Here is a 19,769-nt window from a genome sequence, read left to right on the forward strand (position 1 = left end):
TTAGCCGACGAAAGCGCGCTCGATGACGAATTCGGCGGGCTTGCTGTTGGCGCCTTCATCGAGGCCGGCCTTCTCAAGCAGTTCCTTGGTATCCTTCAGCATGGCCGAGGAACCGCAGATCATGCCGCGGTCGATCGCCGGGTCGAGCGGCGGTACGCCGAGATCGGTGAACAGCTTGCCGGAGGAGATAAGGTCGGTGATGCGGCCGCGATATTCGAAATCCTCGCGCGTCACTGTCGGATAGTGGCGCAGCTTGTCGCCGACGACTTCCTTCAGCAACTCGTCGTTCTGGATTTCGTGCACGAGATCGAAGCCGTACTTCAGTTCGGCGACATCGCGTGTCGTATGGGTAAGGATGACTTCCTCGAACTTCTCATAGGTCTCGGGATCGCGGATCAGGCTGGCGAAAGGCGCAATGCCCGTTCCCGTCGAGAACATGTAGAGACGACGGCCGGGCGTCAGCGCATCGAGCACCAGCGTGCCGGTCGGCTTCTTGCGCATCAGCACCTGGTCGCCCGGCTTGATCGCCTGCAGATGGGAGGTGAGCGGACCGTCCGGCACCTTGATCGAGAAGAATTCAAGCTCTTCGGCCCAGGCGGGGCTGGCGATCGAATAGGCGCGGAACACCGGCTTGCCCTCGACCATCAGGCCGATCATCGCGAATTCGCCGGAACGGAAACGGAAGCCCTGCGGCCGGGTCATCGTGAAGCGGAAGAGCCGGTCGGTATAGTGCGTGACATCGAGCACCGTCTCGGCATAGACGCCGGCGGGGATGGACAAGGCGAAGTCTTCGGTCTTTGCAGGCGCGTTCATTTCGGTAGCGGATCCCGTTTCGTCGGATGAACTTTCGAATGCGAGCGAGATATTACAAATCCGGCCGGAATTAAAGGCATTCCATTCCACGCGACGCTTCTAAAGGGAAATATGCATGTCATTGTCAGGATTCAATGGGGAGCAAGGGCAGGCGGGGAATGTCGTATTTCCCGCTGGCGAAGGCCGGCAAAGGATGCATATTAGAGCAGCGCGCCGCAAACGGATACCGGTTTTCGACAAAAACGGTGCGACAACAAAGACCTACGGCGTCGAACCCGATTCAGCAACAGGGTCCGGCGATGGTGGCGAAAAAAAAGATGCTTGCCGGGGCGAGCGCGATAGGGCGGTCGGGGAATATGAAGATTTTCAACTACAAGCGAGTTCCTTATGCGGAGATGCGCGCCTTTTCCGTCCATATTCTGACCGCATCCGGCTCCTTTCTTGCGTTTCTCGGCGTCGTTGCCGCCGCCGAGCACCGCTTCATCGACATGTTCTGGTGGCTGGGCCTCGCCCTTCTGGTCGACGGCATAGACGGGCCGATCGCCCGCAAGGTGCGCGTCAAGGAAGTTCTGCCGAACTGGTCGGGCGATACGCTCGACAATATCATCGACTACGTCACCTATGTGCTTCTGCCGGCCTTCGCGCTCTATCAGAGCGGCATGATCGGCGAGCCCTGGTCCTTCCTCGCCGCCGGCATGATCGTCGTCTCCAGCGCCATCTACTATGCCGATATGGGCATGAAGACGGACGAGTATTTCTTCTCCGGCTTCCCCGTGGTCTGGAACATGATCGTTTTCACGCTGTTCGTCATCGATGCCAGCGCCACGACGGCGCTCACCGTCGTCATCGTTTCGGTGGTGCTGACCTTCCTGCCGATCAATTTCCTTCACCCGGTCCGGGTCAAAAGGTTGCGCCCGCTCAATCTCGGCGTCTTTTTCCTGTGGTCGGCGCTCGGCATTTTTTCGCTGCTGATGCATTTCGACACACCCGAATGGGCGCTCATTCTCTTCATCGTAACCGGCGCCTATCTTTACGTCATCGGCGCGGTGCTGCAATTCTTCCCCGCCCTTGGGCGCGAAGCATAGGACAGGCAAGATGACCAAGACGCAGGCGGTTTCATTTTCGAGGACGGGCGGGCCGGAGGTTTTCGACTATGTCGAGATCGATCTTCCGCCGCCATCGACAGGCGAAGTGCAGATCAGACAGGCGGCGGTCGGGCTCAATTTCATCGATGTCTATTTCCGCAACGGCACCTACAAGGCGCCGCATCTGCCCTTTGTCACCGGCAAGGAGGGCGCCGGCACCGTGACATCGGTCGGCCCCGGCGTCGAGGATTTCAAGGTCGGCGACCGTGTCGCCTACGCCAGCGCCGACGGCGCCTATAGCACCGAACGCAATATTGAGACGCGGCATCTGGTGCATGTGCCTGACGGCATAGAACTCGAAACGGCGGCGGCGATGATGCTGAAGGGCATGACCGCCGAATATCTCCTCAACCGCACCTTCAAGGTCGGCCCTGAGACCGTCCTGCTGTTTCACGCCGCAGCCGGCGGCGTCGGCCTGATCGCCGGCCAATGGGCTAAGGCGCTCGGCGCCACCGTCATCGGCACGGCGGGCTCCGAAGACAAGATCGAGTTGGCGCTCGCCCATGGCTACGATCATGTGATCAACTACAAGAGCGACAGCTTCGCCGATCGTGTCCGCGACATCACCGGCGGCAAGGGCGTGGATGTCGTCTACGATTCGATCGGCCGGGATACTTTTCCACAGTCGCTCGATTGTCTGAAACCGCGCGGTCTTTTTGCCTCCTTCGGCCAATCTTCCGGTCCGATCGAGAATTTCACCCTCGCAATGTTGGCGCAGAGGGGCTCGCTGTTTGCAACGCGGCCAACGCTCTTCACCTACATCGCCGCGCGCCAGGAGCTGATCGACAGTGCCAAAGCGCTATTTGATATTGTGCAAAGCAACAAAGTGCGTATCAATATCAATCAAACCTATCCGCTGCGTGAGGTTGGGCGGGCTCACGTGGATCTGGAAACAAGAAAAACAACAGGAACGACGCTGCTGATTCCATGAGATCCGAACGGACCGGTTGGCAGAAGAAATGAGGGGAACGTGTCGCCATTGAATGTGCCGGATTCCGGCGCGTTATTATCGGTCCAGAAGCTGACGAAGTTCTTCGGTGGCTTTGCCGCCTGCAATGAAATCGATCTCGATATAGCGCCGGGCGAAATTCATGCGCTTCTCGGTGAAAATGGTGCAGGCAAATCCACCCTGGTGAAGATGCTGTTCGGCGTTCTCGAGCCGACGGGCGGGCAGATCCTCTGGCAGGGCCAGCCGGTCGCGATCGCATCGCCAGGGGAGGCCCGCAAGCTCGGCATCGGCATGGTCTTCCAGCATTTTTCGCTGTTCGAGGCGTTGACGGTTGCCGAAAACATCGCGCTGTCGCTGGATGACGCTATCGCGATCGACAAAATCGCCGGGGAGGCGAGGGCGCTGTCCGTCGCCTACGGCCTGCCGCTCGATCCGCATGCCCATGTCGCCGATCTCTCGGTCGGCGAGCGCCAGCGCATCGAGATCGTCCGCGCGCTGCTGCAGAACCCGAAGCTGATCATCCTCGACGAGCCGACCTCGGTGCTGACGCCGCAGGAGGCCGACAAGCTGTTCGAAACACTGTTCAAGCTCCGTGCCGAAGGCCGTTCGGTTCTCTATATCAGCCACCGCCTGGAAGAGGTGCAGCGCATCTGCGATCGCGCCACCGTCCTGCGTCATGGCCGCGTGACCGGCGCCTGCGATCCGAAGCGGGAAACGCCTGCCTCCCTCGCTCGCATGATGGTCGGCAGCGAAGTGGCGACCGTGACGCATCCGGAGCGTAGCGACAGGGGCGAGGTGCAGCTTGCCGTCGCCAGTCTTTCCGTTGCCGCGCGCACCCCTTTCGCCATGGCGCTGCGCGATGTGTCGATGGCGGTCCGCTCGGGCGAAATCCTCGCCATTGCCGGTGTCGCGGGCAACGGCCAAAGCGAGCTCTTCGACGCGCTGTCCGGCGAATATCCGGTCGCCTCGGCTGAGGCGATCGTCATCCGCAAGAAACCGGTCGGCAACCAGGGCATTACCGCCCGCCGTCTTCTCGGCGCCGGCTTCGTGCCGGAGGAGCGCCACGGCCACGCCGCCGTCTCCGCCATGAAATTGTCGGACAATCTCGTCCTTGCCCGCAGCCAGTCCGACCGCAAGGCGTTTCTAGGCCTCTTCGGCATCATCCGCCACGCTGCGGTGAAATCCGCAGCCAGGCGCATTTCAGAAGCGATGGATGTCCGCAAGAGTGGCGAGGATCCCGCCGCCGGCTCTCTTTCCGGCGGGAACCTGCAGAAATTCATCGTCGGCCGTGAGCTCGACCGGCAGCCGGCGGTGCTCGTCGTCAACCAGCCGACCTGGGGCGTCGATGCCGGGGCGGCAAGCCGCATCCGCCAGGCGCTCGTCGATCTCGCAAGAAGCGGTTCGGCCGTCGTCGTTATCAGCCAGGATCTCGACGAAATTTTCGAGGTGGCGACGGATATCGCGGTCATCTCCGAAGGCCGCCTTTCCCGCCCGTTTCCGGCGGGCGAGTTGACGCGTGAAAAGATCGGCCTGCTGATGGGCGGCCTGCACGAGAGCAGCTCTGCTCCGGAGGCGCCCCATGCGCATTGAACTCGAAAAACGGCCCGACGTCTCGAAGCTCTTCGCCTTCGTCTCGCCGCTCTTGGCCCTTGTCCTGACGCTGGTCTTCGGCGCCATCATGTTCGCCATGCTCGGCAAGGACCCGGTCGCCGCACTCGACGCCTTCTTCATCGAGCCGCTGCTCGAGGTCTGGTCGCTGCACGAGTTGGCGATCAAGGCCGCGCCCCTGATCCTGATCGCCGTCGGCCTGGCAGTCTGTTATCGCTCGAACAACTGGAATATCGGCGCCGAAGGCCAGTTCACCATCGGCGCCATCACCGGCTCCTATCTGCCGATCGTCTTCTACGACTGGCATTCGCCGCTGGTGCTGCCGCTGATGCTGATATTGGGCGCGCTCGGCGGCGCGCTTTTCGCCGCCGTTCCGGCGCTGCTGAAGGCGCATTTCAACACCAATGAGATCCTGACATCGCTGATGCTGGTCTATATCGCCCAGCTCTTCCTCGACTGGCTGATTCGCGGCGCCTGGCGCGATCCGCAGGGCTTCAACTTTCCGGTTTCGCGTGATTTCGCGTCGGAAGCGGTGCTGCCCGCGATCTGGGAAGAGTCGGGCCGCGCCCATTGGGCCTTCATCTTCGCCATTGTCGCCGCAATCGGTGCGTGGTTCATGCTGCGTTATACGTTGAAAGGTTTCGAGATCGTCGTGCTCGGCCAATCGGAGCGGGCAGGGCGTTTTGCCGGTTTCTCGTCGAAGAAGATGATCTGGTTCAGCTTTCTCTTCTCGGGCGCTCTTGCCGGCCTTGCCGGGATAGCCGAGGTCTCCGGCTCGATCGGCCATTTGCAGCCGGCGATCTCGCCGGGCTACGGCTTCACCGCCATCATCGTCGCCTTCCTCGGTCGCCTCAATCCGCTCGGCATCATTGCATCGGGCCTGGTGCTGGCGCTGACCTATCTCGGCGGCGAGGCAGCCCAGCTTTCGCTCGGCGTTTCCGACAAGGTCACCCGCGTCTTCCAGGGGCTGCTGCTCTTCTTCGTGCTCTCCTGCGACACGCTGATCTATTACAAAATCCGCCTGGTCTGGTCGCGGGTCGGGGGCAGGGCGGCATGAGCATCTTCGAAGCGATTCTGCTGACTGTCATCACCGCCTCCACGCCGCTCGTCATCGCCGCGCTCGGCGAACTCGTGACCGAGCGCTCCGGCGTTCTCAATCTCGGTGTCGAGGGCATGATGATCATGGGCGCGGTCGGTGCCTTCGCCACGGCACAGCTCACCGGCTCGGCCTATATCGGCATTGTCGGCGGCATCGTCAGCGGCGCGCTGTTTTCGCTGCTCTTCGCCTTCCTGACGTTGACGCTCGTCGCCAATCAGGTGGCGACAGGCCTTGCGATGACGATCCTTGGCCTCGGCGCCTCCGGCATGCTCGGCGAGGCCTTCGTCGGGGCGCCCGGCGTCCGGCTGCTGCCGATCGAAATTCCGGTGCTTTCGGCCATTCCCTATGTCGGAACGGTCCTCTTCAAGCAGGATCTGATCTTCTACCTGTCGATCCTGCTCGTTATCGCCGTCAACTGGTTCCTCTTCAAGAGTCGCACCGGCCTGAAGATCCGCGCCATCGGCGACAATCACGCCTCGGCGCATGCGCTCGGCATCGATGTTATCCGTATGCGCTACCTCGCCGTGATGTTCGGCGGCGCCTGCGCCGGCCTTGCCGGTGCGCAGCTGTCGCTGATCTATACGCCGCAATGGACAGAGAACATGTCAAGCGGGCGAGGCTGGATCGCGCTGGCGCTCGTCGTCTTCGCCTCCTGGCGGCCTTGGCGCCTGCTGGCCGGCGGTTATCTCTTTGGGGCGGTAACGATCCTGCAGCTGCACGCCCAGGCCTTCGGCATCGGCATTCCCTCGCAGTTCCTTTCGATGCTGCCCTATGCGGCGACAGTTGTGGTCCTCATCATCATCTCGCATAATCGGCGCACGACGTTGATCAATACGCCGGCCTCGCTCGGCAAAGGCTTCGTGCCGGACCGGTGAACAACAACAACAAGACAGGTTTCGAAACTTCCAACCAACAGGGGTCAATATGAAAAAACTTGCACTTGCTCTCGCAGCGACAGCTGCCCTCGTCGTTAGCATCGGTTCGGCCGCCGAGGCGGCTGATAAGACCAAGGTCTGCTTCGTTTATGTCGGCACCCGCACCGATGGCGGCTGGACGCAGGCCCATGAGAACGGCCGCCTCCAGCTCGAGAAGGAATTCGGCGACAAGATCGAGACGCCCTACCTCGAAAGCGTCCCGGAAGGCCCGGATGCCGAACGCGCCATCGAGCGCATGGCCCGCTCCGGTTGCTCGCTTATTTTCACCACCTCCTTCGGTTTCATGGACCCGACTATTGCTGTCGCCAAGAAGTTCCCGAAAGTGAAGTTCGAGCATGCGACAGGCTTCAAGGCCGCCGATAATGTCGCGACCTACAATTCGCGCTTTTATGAAGGCCGCTACATCAGTGGCATTATCGCCGGCAAGCTCTCTAAAAACGGCACGGCCGGCTATATCGCCTCCTTCCCGATCCCCGAGGTGGTGATGGGCATCAATGCCTTCGAAACTGGCGCCAAGTCGGTCAATCCGAACTTCAAGATGAAGGTTATCTGGGTCAACACCTGGTTCGACCCCGGCAAGGAAGCCGATGCCGCCAAGGCGCTGATCGACCAGGGCGTCGATATCCTCACCCAGCACACCGACACGACCGCGCCAATGCAGGTCGCCGAGCAGCGCGGCGTCAAGGCCTTCGGCCAGGCTTCCGACATGATCAAGGCTGGCCCGAACGTCCAGCTGACCGCGATCATCGACACCTGGGGCAATTATTACGTCAAGCGCGTCAAGGCGCTTCTCGACGGCACCTGGAAGTCAGAGCAGAGCTGGGATGGCCTCAAGGACGGCATCCTGACGATGGCGCCCTATACCAACATGCCCGACGACGTGAAGAAACTCGCCGAGGAGACCGAAGCCAAGATCAAATCAGGCGAACTGCATCCCTTCACCGGCCCGATCAACAAGCAGGACGGCACGCCCTGGTTGAAGGCCGGCGAGAAGGCCGATGACGGCACACTGCTCGGCATGAACTTCTATGTCGAAGGTGTCGACGACAAGCTTCCGGGTAAATAGTCCCGTAGCTATCTCGCAGTTGCGAAGAGCGCCCTTCTGGGCGCTCTTTTTTTGCTGCAATGCATCCCAAGATTCCGATTTACAAAAGTAATACTATATGATTTTTTGACCCTGCGCCGCGAGATGCGGCATTGGGAGGAAATCATGAAATTGAAGACTGCACTTTTGAGTGCCACGATTCTGGCTGCCTGCATGTTCGGTTCGGCTTCGGCCGCCGGCCTCACTGTCGGCTTCTCGCAGATCGGCTCGGAATCGGGCTGGCGTGCGGCTGAAACGACCGTGACCAAGGAACAGGCCAAGAAGCGCGGCATCGATCTGAAGTTTGCCGATGCGCAGCAGAAGCAGGAAAACCAGATCAAGGCTCTGCGCTCCTTCATTGCTCAGGGCGTCGATGCCATTCTCATTGCTCCGGTCGTCGAAACCGGCTGGGACGACGTTCTCAAGGAAGCCAAGGAAGCCGAAATCCCGGTCATCCTTCTCGACCGTACCATCAAGGCTCCTGACGATCTCTACCTGACGGCGGTGACGTCGGACCTGGTCCATGAAGGCAAGGTCGCAGGCGACTTCCTGGTCAAGACCGTCGGCGACAAGAAGTGCAATGTCGTCGAGCTTCAGGGCACCACCGGTTCGTCGCCGGCCATCGCCCGCAAGAAGGGCTTCGAAGAAGCTCTTGCCGGCCACGACAACCTCAAGATCGTTCGCAGCCAGACCGGTGACTTCACCCGCACCAAGGGCAAGGAAGTCATGGAAAGCTTCCTGAAGGCCGAGAATGGCGGCAAGGATATCTGCGCTCTCTACGCCCATAACGACGACATGGCCGTCGGCGCCATCCAGGCGATCAAGGAAGCCGGCCTGAAGCCCGGCAAGGATATTCTCGTCGTCTCCATCGACGCCGTTCCGGATATCTTCAAGGCGATGTCCGAAGGCGAGGCCAATGCCACGGTCGAGCTGACGCCGAATATGGCAGGTCCGGCCTTCGATGCGCTCGAAGCCTATCTGAAGGACAAGAAGGCTCCGTCCAAGTGGATCCAGACCGAGTCGAAGCTCTACACGCCTGCCGACGAGCCGATGAAGGTCTACGAAGAGAAGAAGGGTCAGGGCTACTGATCTGATGTGACACCGCTGCATAATTCCTGAAATCGGAATTCGATTTCCGGACAAAATCATGCAGCAATAAAAGCGCTACAGCGTCCTGCGTCTGAAAAGACGAGAGGGCGCTGTAGAACCGCACCGGCCCGTCATGGACCGGTGCGGAACTGCCTTTGCCGCCTTGGGACGTCATGTCCGGCCGCGGCGCGGCGTTTGCCGTCAATATCAGGAAAACAGACCCTTATGATTCACGATTTCGAGAACGTTCTCGCGGCCTCCGGAATATCGAAATTCTTTCCCGGCGCAGTGGCGCTGGATAAGGTCGATTTCACGCTCCGCCGAGGCGAGGTGCACGCATTGCTGGGCGAAAACGGTGCCGGCAAGTCGACGCTGATCAAGTGCATCACCGGCGCCTACCATCGTGACGAGGGCAGCCTGACGCTCGACGGCCAGGAAATCAATCCGGCCAATACGCTCGCCGCCCAGAAGCTCGGCATCGGCACGGTCTACCAGGAGGTCAATCTCCTTTCCAATCTGAGCGTCGCCGAAAACCTCTTCCTCGGACGCCAGCCAAGGCGGTTCGGCATGACCGACGTGCGTGCGATGAACCGCAGGGCGCGCGATCTGCTCGCCGGCTACGGCGTCGATATCGACGTCACAGCCGAACTTGGCCGTTTTTCCGTCGCCGTCCAGCAGGTGGTTGCCATCGCCCGTGCCGTGGATCTCTCCGGCAAGGTGCTGATCCTCGACGAGCCCACCGCAAGTCTCGATAATCAGGAAGTGGCGCTGCTCTTCCGCATCATCGACGACCTGAAGAAGCGCGGCCTGGGCATCGTCTTCATCACCCATTTTCTCGAGCAGGTCTATGCGATCAGCGACCGTATCACCGTGCTGCGCAACGGCAAGCTCGTCGGCACCCGCGATGTCGCCGATCTGCCGCGCCAGGGCCTGATCGCCATGATGCTCGGCCGCGAGCTGGCCCATGTCGAGGAGACGGTCAGGGAACACAGCCTTGCGGCGGGTGATGTCCGATACCGTTTTTCAGGTTATGGCAAACGCGGCAAGGTCAAGCCTTTCGATCTGGAAGTACGCGCCGGAGAGGTGGTCGGCGTTGCCGGGCTGCTCGGTTCCGGCCGCACCGAAACCGCCGAACTGCTCTTCGGCATCGAACATGCCGACAGCGGCAGCGCCACGATCGACGGCCAGCCGGCGAAGATTTCGAGCCCCCGCGCGGCGATCGCAAGGGGCTTCGGCTTCTGCCCCGAGGACCGCAAGACCGATGGCATCATCGGCGACCTGTCGATCCGGGAAAACATTGCCCTGGCGCTGCAGGCCCGCCGCGGCTGGACGCGGCCGCTTTCGCGCGCCGAACAGAATGCGCTCGCCGACCGCTACATCAAGGCGCTCGATATCCGCACCACCGATCGCGAAAAACCGATCCGGCTGCTGTCCGGCGGCAACCAGCAGAAGGCGATCCTCGCCCGCTGGCTGGCGACCAATCCGAAGTTTCTGATCCTGGACGAGCCGACCCGCGGCATCGATGTCGGTGCCCATGCCGAGATCATCCGGCTCATCGAAGAGCTCTGTGCCGGCGGCATGTCGCTGATAGTGATTTCCTCGGAACTTGAAGAGCTTGTCGCTTATAGTTCACGTGTTATCGTACTTCGCGACAGACAGCATATCGCCGAACTGACAGGCGAACGTATCACCGCTGCCGGCATCGTCGATGCCATCGCTGCGGCCGAGTACAAGATGGAGGATGCATGAGGTCCTCGCTGAAAGCGCTGGCATATCGCCTGGCGCCGCAATTGATTGCGCTCGTTGTCATTCTTCTGTTGAATTTCATAACGTCACCGCAGTTTTTTAATGTCGTGGTTCAGAATGACCGCCTCTATGGCAGCCTGATCGACGTGCTGAACCGCGGCGCGCCGGTGGCGCTGCTGGCGATCGGCATGACGCTGGTCATTGCCACCAAGGGCATCGACCTGTCCGTCGGTGCGGTCATCGCTATCTGCGGCGCCGTTGCCGCGTCGTCGATTGTGTCAGGAAATTCAGTTGCTTATACCATTATCCTGACGCTTGCGATCGGGCTTGCCTGCGGTGTCTGGAACGGTTTCCTGGTGGCAGTCCTCAATATCCAGCCGATCATCGCGACGCTGGTGCTGATGGTGGCCGGCCGCGGCATCGCCCAGCTCATCACCGAAGGCGCCATCCTGACCTTCAACAATGACGGGCTCACCTTCTTCGGCAGCGGTTCGCTGGCTCTCCTGCCGATGCCTGTCGTCATCTGGCTTCTCGTCGGCCTTCTCGTCATCCTGCTCGTCCGCCGCACCGCGCTCGGCATGCTGATCGAGGCCGTCGGCATCAATCGCCGCGCCAGCACGCTCTCCGGCATTCAAACGCCGGTGCTGCTGATGGCGGTCTATATGCTGAGCGGTCTCTGCGCCTCGATTGCGGGCATCATCGTCGCAGCCGACATCAAGGGCGCCGATGCCAATAATGCCGGCCTATGGCTGGAACTCGACGCGATCCTTGCCGTCGTCGTCGGCGGCAATTCGCTGCTCGGCGGACGCTTCAGCATTCTCGGATCGCTGATCGGTGCGATGATCATCCAGGCGGTGAATACCGGCATCCTGTCCGCCGGCTTCCCGCCTGAATTCAACCTGATCATCAAGGCCGTCATCATTATCGTCATCCTCGTCATCCAGTCGCCGGCGGTACAATCGCTCGCCATCTTCGCCAGCCGCCGGCAGGGCGCTAGGGAGCAGCCGAAATGAACTCCAAATACCTGCCGCTGCTTGCGACCATCGTCATCTTCGTGCTCGCCTATGCCGGCTGCGCGCTGCAGTATCCGAACATTCTGTCGACGCGCGTCATCGGAAATCTTCTGACCGACAACGCCTTTCTCGGCATCGCTGCCGTCGGCATGACCTTCGTTATCATTTCGGGCGGCATCGATCTGTCGATCGGCTCGGTCATCGCCTTTACCGGCGTCTTCCTCGCGGTGATCCTTGAGAACACCTCGATCCATCCGCTGCTCGCCTTCGCGCTGGTGCTCGTCATCACCACTGCCTTTGGCGGTATCATGGGCGCGATCATCCACTATCTCGAAATGCCGGCCTTCATCGTCACCCTTGCCGGCATGTTCCTGGCGCGCGGCATGGCCTTCGTGCTCTCGATCGACAGCATCCCGATCAACCACGAATATTATTCGACGCTGACGAGCCTCTATTACCGTCTGCCCGGTGGCGGGCGGCTGACGCTGATCGGCGGCATCATGCTTCTGGTCTTTGCCGTCGGCATTTTCATCGCCCAGCGCACCCGCTTCGGCACCAACGTCTATGCGCTCGGCGGCGGCACGCAGACGGCGAGGCTGATGGGCGTGCCGGTCGGCCGCACGACAATCCAGATCTATGCGTTGTCGGGTTTTCTCGCGGGTCTATCCGGGATCGTTTTTTCGCTGTACACCTCTGCCGGATATTCTCTTGCAGCAGTCGGCGTCGAACTCGATGCCATCGCGGCGGTCGTCATTGGGGGGACGCTGCTGACCGGAGGAGCGGGATTCGTGGCAGGAACCTTGATCGGTATCCTGATCCAGGGGCTCATTCAGACCTACATCACCTTCGACGGCACGCTGTCGAGCTGGTGGACCAAGATCCTGATTGGCCTTTTGCTGTTTGCATTCATCCTGATGCAGAAAGCCATCCTGTTCGTTTCCAGTCTGAACAAGAGGTACGCCTGAGGGGGAGACGGATCGCTTGCGCTACAAATTGGACGAGACACGCAAAACGGGGCGTAGAACCCGGACGAGCCACGCTCAGGTGGTCGACGAACTCGGCAAGGCGATCGTCGCCGGCACCTATCCGGTCGGCTCGATCCTGCCAGGCGATACGGAACTGGCGCAACGCTTCAAAGTGTCCCGCACGGTGTTGCGCGAGACGATGAAGACGCTCGCCGCCAAAGGCATGGTCGTCGCCAAGGCGCGGGTCGGTACGCGTGTGACCGAGAAGAACCTCTGGAACATGTTCGACAGCGAGATCATCGCCTGGCACTTCGACAACGGCGTGACGGAAGAGTTTCTGCTGCAGCTCTACGATATCCGTCTCGCCTTCGAACCTTTCGCCGCCGGTCTCGTCGCCGAGCGGGCGAATGCCGAGGAGATCGAGATGCTGCGCGGGCTGGCGCTCGAGATGGCGGCGGCCGGTCATACGGCCGACAGCCTCGCACTCGCCGACCTTCGTTTTCACCTGGCGATCGCCGAAGCCTCGCACAATCCCTTCATGCGGACACTGGGCAGTCTCATCGAAGCAGCCCTCGTCGGCATGTTCCGGATGAGCACGCCGCCAACCGAAAACGGCTTCGCCAATATCGCCGATACCCATATGCGCATCGTCGATGCGATCGTTTCCGGCGATAACGCCGCCGCGCGCCGTGCGATGGAGGACGTCATCCTCGACGGCCGCCATCATGTGCATGAAGCTTTCGAGGCCCGCGGGTCCGAGGCCGTCACAGGGTCGATTTCGGCAGCAATTTCACCCTTGTGAAGGCTTTGCTTGTCTGCAGCGCCGCACGTCTTTTCGAGAGATGCAAAGGACGCTGCAGCACTTTGAATGGCTGCATAATTTATCCTTAAATCGATTCCGATTTAGGGAATTATGCAGTATGAGGCGATAAAGCCGCCTCATGGCGCGGATTCGCGGAGCAAATCATGGAACGCACTTGTCTTGCCGTCATCCTTGCCGCCGGTGACAGCACGCGGATGAAATCCTCGAAATCGAAGGTCCTGCATCCGGTCGCCGGACGGCCGATGATCGCCCATGTGGTCGAGGCGGTCGCCTCCGCCGGCATCTCATCCGTCGCCCTTGTCGTCGGCCGTGATGCCGAGGACGTGGCAAAGGCGGCAAGCATCGCCGGCGTCGACATCGAATCCTGTCTGCAGAAGGAACGCCTCGGCACCGGCCACGCGGTGCTGGCGGCGCGCGAAGCGATCGCCAAGGGTTATGACGATATCCTCGTCACCTATGGCGATGTGCCGCTGCAGACCGACGGACCGCTGAAGGCCGCCCGCCAGGGCCTTGCCGATGGCAGCGATGTCGTCGTCATCGGCTTCCACACCGACCGCCCGACTGGCTACGGCCGCCTGCTCGTCAAGGACGGCGAACTCATCGCCATCCGCGAGGAAAAGGATGCGACCGATGCCGAGCGCACTGTGACCTGGTGCAACAGTGGGCTGATGGCGATCAACGGCAGAAAGGCGCTCGATCTTCTCTCGCGCATCGGCAACGCCAATGCGAAGGGCGAATTCTATCTGACCGATCTCGTCGAAATCGCCCGTTCGCTCGGCGGACGCGTCACCGCGGTCGATGCTCCCGAGATCGAGATGACCGGCTGCAACAACCGGGCCGAACTCGCCGTCATCGAGCGCTTCTGGCAGGAGCGCCGCCGCCACCAGATGATGCTTTCAGGCGTCACCATGATCGCGCCGGAAACGGTTTTTCTCGCCTACGATACCGTCATCGGCCAGGATGCGCTGATCGAGCCGAACGTCGTCTTCGGTCCCGGCGCGGTGATCGACAGCGGCGCCGTCATCCATGCCTTCTCGCATATCGAAGGCGCGCATGTCAGCCAGGGCGCGACCGTCGGCCCCTTTGCGCGGTTGCGTCCGGGTGCGGATCTCGGCACCGGTTCGAAGGTCGGCAATTTCTGCGAGGTCAAGAACGGCCGGCTCGGCGAGGGCGCCAAGGTCAACCACCTGACTTACATCGGCGATGCCGTCATCGGCGCCGGCAGCAATATCGGCGCCGGCACGATCACCTGCAACTATGACGGCGTCAACAAGAGCGAGACGGTGATCGGCGAAAACGCCTTCATCGGTTCCAATTCTTCGCTGGTCGCGCCGGTGACGATTGGCGACGGCGCCTATATCGCCTCCGGCAGCGTCATCACTGCCGACGTGCCGGCCGACGCGCTGGCGCTCGGCCGCGCCCGGCAGGAGATCAAGCCCGGCCGCGCGACGCTGCTGCGTGAGCGTGCGCTCGCCATCAAGGCGGCGAAGAAGGCGAAAGCCTGACCGGCCTTGCGTAACCGGTGGAAATTGAAAGTGACCGCCGAGGTGATTGAGAAATAAGCAGGAATCGTTAGGACTGGCCTCGTTGTCGAAGCCTTTATGGGGATACTATATGTGCGGCATTGTGGGGATCGTCGGAACTGCGCCTGTTGCGGGGCGCCTGGTCGATGCGCTGAAGCGTCTCGAATATCGCGGTTACGATTCCGCCGGTGTCGCCACCATTCATGACGGCGTGATGGATCGCCGCCGCGCCGAGGGCAAGCTGTTCAATCTGGAAAAGCGCCTCGACATCGAACCGCTGCCCGGCACCGTCGGCATCGCCCACACGCGCTGGGCGACCCATGGCGTGCCGAACGAGACCAATGCCCATCCGCATTTCGTCGAAGGCGTCGCCGTCGTCCATAACGGCATCATCGAGAACTTCTCCGAGCTTCGCGACGAGTTGACCGAGGAGGGGTCGGTTTTCGAAACCCAGACCGACACCGAGGTCGTCGCCCATCTGATGGCGAAATACCTGCGCGAAGGCCTGGAGCCGCGCGCCGCCATGCTGAAGATGGTGAACCGGGTAACCGGCGCCTATGCGCTGGCCATCATGCTCAAGGCCGATCCCGGCACGATCATGGCCGCCCGTTCCGGCCCGCCGCTCGCCGTCGGCTACGGCCGCGGCGAGATGTTCCTCGGCTCGGATGCGATCGCGCTATCGCCTTTCACCAACGAGATTACCTACCTCGTCGACGGCGATTGCGCCATCCTCACCCGCGACAGTGTCGCGGTGCTCGATTTCGCCGGCAAGCCGGTCAAGCGCGCCCGGCAGATCTCGCAGGCGACCGCCTATGTCGTCGACAAGGGCAACCACCGCCACTTCATGGAAAAGGAAATCTACGAGCAGCCGGAGGTGATCTCTCATGCGCTCAGCCACTATGTCGATTTCGCCGAGAACACTATCGGCGCCAATGCCGCCGCGATCGACTTCAAGGCGGCGACCGGCCTTGCGATCTCGGCCTGCGGCACGGCCTATCTCGCCGGCCTCGTCGGCAAATACTGGTTCGAGCGTTATGCCCGCCTGCCTGTTGAGATCGACGTTGCCTCCGAGTTCCGCTACCGCGAAATGCCGCTGTCGCCGTCGCAGGCCGCACTCTTCATCTCGCAGTCCGGCGAGACCGCCGATACGCTGGCATGCTTGCGTTATTGCCGCGACAACGGGTTGAAGATCGGCGCCGTCGTCAATGTCCGCGAATCGACGATCGCGCGCGAATCCGATGCCGTCTTCCCGATCATGGCCGGTCCCGAAATCGGCGTCGCCTCGACCAAGGCCTTCACCTGCCAGCTTGCCGTGCTGGCAGCGCTGGCGATCGGCGCCGGCAAGGCGCGCGGCACGGTGAGTGCAGACGAGGAGAGGGCGCTGGTGCGCCATCTCGCCGAAATGCCGCGGATCATGAGCCGGGTGCTGAACCTCATCCAGCCGCAGATGGAAAGCCTGTCGCGCGAACTGTCAAAATGCAAGGACGTGCTCTATCTCGGCCGCGGCACCAGCTTCCCGCTTGCCATGGAAGGCGCACTGAAGCTCAAGGAAATTTCCTATATCCACGCCGAGGGTTACGCCGCCGGCGAGTTGAAGCACGGACCGATCGCGCTGATCGACGAGAACATGCCTGTTATCGTCATCGCGCCCTACGACCGCTTCTTCGAAAAGACTGTCTCGAACATGCAGGAGGTCGCCGCCCGCGGCGGCCGCATCATCTTCATCACCGACGAGGCCGGTGCGGCGGCCTCGAAACTGCCGACCATGGCGACGATTACCCTGCCTGTGGTCGACGAAATCATCGCGCCGATGATCTTCTCGCTGCCGATCCAGTTGCTCGCCTATCACACCGCCGTCTTCATGGGCACCGATGTCGATCAGCCGCGCAACCTGGCGAAATCCGTGACCGTGGAATAAGCCTGCAACGCCGGGAGCGCCGTGCCGAAACATATTGTGCGGCGCCCCGAATTCTGGCAATTTTGGTCTGCGGACAAGGGGGAAGGGCCGGCGTTCCGGCCCGTCCAGGACTGAGATGGAGTTCATCAGGAAACGATGGCCGACAACACCCCCAGAATGCCGGTCGCGACGCGGCTGAGGAATAATTTTCTCGCAGGACTGATCATCTGCGCGCCGATCGCGATTACCATCTGGCTGACCTGGACCTTCATCCATTGGTCGGACAGCTGGGTCCGGCCCTATATTCCGGCGCGCTGGAATCCGGAAAGCTATCTCAATTTCGCCATTCCCGGCTTCGGCCTGCTGATCGCCGTCGTGCTGATCACCGTCGTCGGCTTCCTCGGCAAGAACCTCATCGGCCAGAGCATCGTCCGGTTCGGCGAATCGATCGTTCAGCGCATGCCGCTGGTGCGCACGATCTACAGAAGCGTGAAGCAGATTTTCGAAACCGTGCTGAAGGAACAGGCGAACTCCTTCAAAAAGGTCGGCCTCATCGAATATCCGGGTCCCGGCCTCTGGGCACTGATCTTCATCGCCACCGACGCCAAGGGCGAAATCGCTTCGAAGTTCAATGCCATGGGCCAGGACATGGTCGCCGTCTTCCTGCCGCCGACGCCGGTGCCGACGGCCGGCTTCCTCATCTTCGTGCCGCGCGAAAAAATCGTCATGCTCGATATGTCGCCGGAAGACGCCGCCAAGTTCCTGATTTCAGGCGGGCTTGTGGCGCCCGAACATAAGCCGGCCGATCCCAAGCAGAAGCATTTGCCGCGGCCGAAGCCGGTGGCGGTTTCCAAGGCTGAATGATGCATGTCGCCCAAAAGTGTTCAGCGGTTTTGGGGTAACGACATGCATAGAACAAAGACTTAAAGCGCGCCTCGGCGCGCTTTAACCCGCTCTCAAGAACCGGATCGCCTCGTCGCGGCGGAAAAGATAAAGCAGGGTGCGGATCGCCGTTCCCCTCTCGGTGGTCAGCTCCGGATCGCGCTCGATGAGGTAAGCCGCATCCTTACGGGCGATCTCCAGCAGGTCGGCATGCGCCTCGAGGCTGGCGATGCGGAAACCCGGCGTGCCGGATTGTCGTGTGCCGAGCAATTCGCCTTCGCCGCGCAGCTTCAGGTCCTCCTCGGCGATGCGGAAGCCGTCCTCCGTCTCCCGCATGATCGAGAGCCTGGCATGGCCGGTCTCGCCGAGCGGTCCCTTGTAGAGCAGGATGCAGGTCGAGGCCTCGTGGCCGCGCCCGACGCGGCCGCGCAGCTGATGCAATTGCGCCAGGCCGAAACGTTCGGCATGCTCGATCACCATGATCGTCGCATCCGGCACGTCGACACCGACCTCGACGACGGTCGTGGCGACGAGCAGCCGGGTCTCGCCGTTCTTAAACGCCATCATCGCCGCGTCCTTCTCCGGCCCGCTCATGCGGCCGTGGATCAGGCCGATGCCGGGGCCAAGTGCGGCGACCAGCGTCGCATGCCGTTCCTCGGCCGACATCAGGTCGAGCTCTTCGGACTCCTCGACCAGCGGGCAGATCCAGTAGGCCTTCTTGCCCTCGGCGATCGCGCTTTGCAGCCGCCCGACGATTTCGCCGGTCCGTTCCATCGGCACCGTGATCGTCTGGATCGGCTTGCGGCCGGCCGGTTTCTCGGTGAGCTTGGAGACGTCCATATCGCCGAAGGCGGCAAGCACCAGGGTGCGCGGGATCGGCGTCGCCGTCATGACAAGCATATGCGGCGAGAGGCCCTTGGCGGTCAGCCGTAGCCGCTGATGCACGCCGAAACGATGCTGCTCGTCGACGACGGCAAGAATCAGATTGGCGTAGGCGACGCTGTCCTGGAACAGCGCATGCGTGCCGATGATGATCTGGGCAGCACCCGAGGCGATTCGCTCCAGGATTTCCTCTCGTTCGCGTCCCTTGGTGCGCCCGGTCAGCACCTCGATGCTGAGCCCGGCGGAGGCGGCGAATTTCGAGATCGTCGCGTAGTGCTGCCGCGCCAGGATTTCAGTCGGCGCCATCAGCACGGCCTGGCCGCCGCTCTCGATCACCGCCGCCATCGCCATCAGCGCCACCAGCGTCTTGCCGGAGCCGACATCGCCCTGCAGCAGCCGCAGCATGCGCTCGTTGCCGGCCATATCCTTCAAAACCTCGGCGATCGCCTCGTTCTGGCTGCCGGTAAGCGAGAAGGGCAAGCTCTTCAGGATCTTGCTGCTGATGGCGCCGGTCGCAGTGACCGGTTGGCCCGCCACCTTGCGCAGCCTCTGCCGCACCAGGCTCAGCGACAGCTGGCCGGCAAGGAACTCGTCATAGGCAAGCCGCCGCCGGGCAGGGGCCCGCGGGTCGATATCGCTGGGATCGCGCGGCTCGTGCAGCATGTGGAAACTGTCGCGGATCGACGGCAGGCCTTGTTTCTCGGTCAGCGCCAGGTCGATCCATTCCGGCAACACGGGAAAACGCGGCAGGCCGGCGTCGATGATCTTGCGCAGCGTCTTCGGTGAAAGCCCCGCCGTCAGCGGATAGATCGGCTCGACCAGCGGCAGGCTGTCCGCCTCGTCGGCCCTGACGATATAGTCGGGATGCACCATCGAGGCGCGGCCGTTGAACCAGTCGATCTTGCCGCTGACCGTCACCTCCGCGTCAACAGGCAGCTGCTTTTCCAGCCATGCCGCCTGTCCGCGAAAGAAGACCAGCGTCAGCTCGCCAGTCTCGTCATGCAGGAAGACGCGGTAGGGGATATTGCTTTTGCCGCGCGGCGGCACCTGGTGCCGGTCGACGCGCGCCGTGATCGTTACGATCGCGCCCTGCGGCGCGCGCGCGATTCCAGGCTGGTTGCGCCGGTCGATCAGCGAGAAGGGCGCGTGGAAGAGCAGGTCGATGACCCGGCAATCCTCCAGCGTCTCGCGCCCGAGCAGTTTGACGAGCAGGTCGGCGATCTTCGGGCCGACGCCCGGAAGGCCCGAAATAGGGGAAAACAGAGGATCGAGAATGGCCGGGCGCATGCGGCCAAAATGCGATGAACAATGCGGCC

The 19,769-nt window shown here is 61.8% G+C and carries 16 protein-coding genes; 14 read left to right on the forward strand and 2 right to left on the reverse strand.

Translation table 11 applies throughout. The features are described from left to right. The gene (locus RWK44_RS06210; protein WP_018069601.1) at positions 1-813 is read right to left on the reverse strand and encodes a ferredoxin--NADP reductase; all 813 of its coding nucleotides are present in this window, start codon (positions 811-813) and stop codon (positions 1-3) included. A gap of 356 nt (positions 814-1,169) precedes the next feature. On the opposite strand from RWK44_RS06210, the gene pcsA reads away from it, so the two are divergent. The 14 genes from pcsA to RWK44_RS06280 all read left to right on the forward strand — a co-directional run bounded on the left by pcsA (position 1,170) and on the right by RWK44_RS06280 (position 17,553). Continuing rightward, positions 1,170-1,898 (forward strand): phosphatidylcholine synthase, encoded by a 729-nt coding sequence (gene pcsA, locus RWK44_RS06215; protein ID WP_077981270.1) that lies wholly within the window; start codon positions 1,170-1,172, stop codon positions 1,896-1,898. 10 nt (positions 1,899-1,908) lie between these two features. After that, entirely contained in the window at positions 1,909-2,889 is a 981-nt protein-coding gene (locus RWK44_RS06220; protein ID WP_077981027.1) for a quinone oxidoreductase family protein, read from the forward strand. 39 nt (positions 2,890-2,928) lie between these two features. Then, positions 2,929-4,497, forward strand: a complete 1,569-nt coding sequence (locus RWK44_RS06225; protein ID WP_131666043.1) for an ABC transporter ATP-binding protein — start codon at positions 2,929-2,931, stop codon at positions 4,495-4,497. After that, positions 4,487-5,572, forward strand: a complete 1,086-nt coding sequence (locus RWK44_RS06230) for an ABC transporter permease (RefSeq protein WP_131666044.1) — start codon at positions 4,487-4,489, stop codon at positions 5,570-5,572. The genes RWK44_RS06225 and RWK44_RS06230 overlap by 11 nt, the downstream gene beginning before the upstream one ends. Next, positions 5,569-6,489 carry an ABC transporter permease gene (locus RWK44_RS06235; protein WP_131666045.1) on the forward strand — a complete coding sequence of 307 codons (921 nt, stop codon included), beginning with the start codon at positions 5,569-5,571 and terminating at the stop codon, positions 6,487-6,489. The genes RWK44_RS06230 and RWK44_RS06235 overlap by 4 nt, the downstream gene beginning before the upstream one ends. A gap of 49 nt (positions 6,490-6,538) precedes the next feature. Next, the gene (locus RWK44_RS06240) at positions 6,539-7,615 is read left to right on the forward strand and encodes a BMP family ABC transporter substrate-binding protein (protein WP_131666046.1); all 1,077 of its coding nucleotides are present in this window, start codon (positions 6,539-6,541) and stop codon (positions 7,613-7,615) included. Between the two features lie 144 nt (positions 7,616-7,759). Then, positions 7,760-8,722 (forward strand): galactofuranose ABC transporter, galactofuranose-binding protein YtfQ, encoded by a 963-nt coding sequence (gene ytfQ, locus RWK44_RS06245; protein WP_316028551.1) that lies wholly within the window; start codon positions 7,760-7,762, stop codon positions 8,720-8,722. Positions 8,723-8,947: 225 nt separating this feature from the next. Next, positions 8,948-10,471: a galactofuranose ABC transporter, ATP-binding protein YtfR gene (gene ytfR / locus RWK44_RS06250; protein WP_316028552.1), complete on the forward strand. Its 1,524-nt coding sequence runs from the start codon at positions 8,948-8,950 to the stop codon at positions 10,469-10,471. After that, positions 10,468-11,481: an ABC transporter permease gene (locus RWK44_RS06255; RefSeq protein ID WP_168303000.1), complete on the forward strand. Its 1,014-nt coding sequence runs from the start codon at positions 10,468-10,470 to the stop codon at positions 11,479-11,481. The genes ytfR and RWK44_RS06255 overlap by 4 nt, the downstream gene beginning before the upstream one ends. Next, complete coding sequence (gene yjfF, locus RWK44_RS06260; RefSeq protein WP_020049894.1) at positions 11,478-12,446, forward strand: galactofuranose ABC transporter, permease protein YjfF; 969 nt, start codon at positions 11,478-11,480, stop codon at positions 12,444-12,446. The genes RWK44_RS06255 and yjfF overlap by 4 nt, the downstream gene beginning before the upstream one ends. A gap of 16 nt (positions 12,447-12,462) precedes the next feature. Then, a complete protein-coding gene (locus tag RWK44_RS06265; RefSeq protein ID WP_131666049.1) occupies positions 12,463-13,248 on the forward strand; it encodes a FadR/GntR family transcriptional regulator in 786 nt (261 codons plus the stop codon). A gap of 164 nt (positions 13,249-13,412) precedes the next feature. Then, the gene (gene glmU, locus RWK44_RS06270; RefSeq protein WP_131666050.1) at positions 13,413-14,774 is read left to right on the forward strand and encodes a bifunctional UDP-N-acetylglucosamine diphosphorylase/glucosamine-1-phosphate N-acetyltransferase GlmU; all 1,362 of its coding nucleotides are present in this window, start codon (positions 13,413-13,415) and stop codon (positions 14,772-14,774) included. A gap of 109 nt (positions 14,775-14,883) precedes the next feature. Beyond that, the gene (glmS, locus tag RWK44_RS06275; RefSeq protein WP_131666051.1) at positions 14,884-16,710 is read left to right on the forward strand and encodes a glutamine--fructose-6-phosphate transaminase (isomerizing); all 1,827 of its coding nucleotides are present in this window, start codon (positions 14,884-14,886) and stop codon (positions 16,708-16,710) included. Positions 16,711-16,845: 135 nt separating this feature from the next. Beyond that, on the forward strand, positions 16,846-17,553 hold the full coding sequence (locus tag RWK44_RS06280) for a DUF502 domain-containing protein (protein WP_017960424.1): 708 nt from the start codon (positions 16,846-16,848) through the stop codon (positions 17,551-17,553). Between the two features lie 81 nt (positions 17,554-17,634). On the opposite strand, the gene recG is transcribed toward RWK44_RS06280, so the two are convergent. Next, the gene (gene recG / locus RWK44_RS06285; RefSeq protein WP_316028553.1) at positions 17,635-19,740 is read right to left on the reverse strand and encodes an ATP-dependent DNA helicase RecG; all 2,106 of its coding nucleotides are present in this window, start codon (positions 19,738-19,740) and stop codon (positions 17,635-17,637) included. Between the last annotated feature and the right edge of the window lie 29 nt (positions 19,741-19,769).

The sequence above is a fragment of the Rhizobium sp. 25PS6 genome, assembly GCF_032464655.1.
GTDB lineage: Bacteria > Pseudomonadota > Alphaproteobacteria > Rhizobiales > Rhizobiaceae > Rhizobium > Rhizobium laguerreae.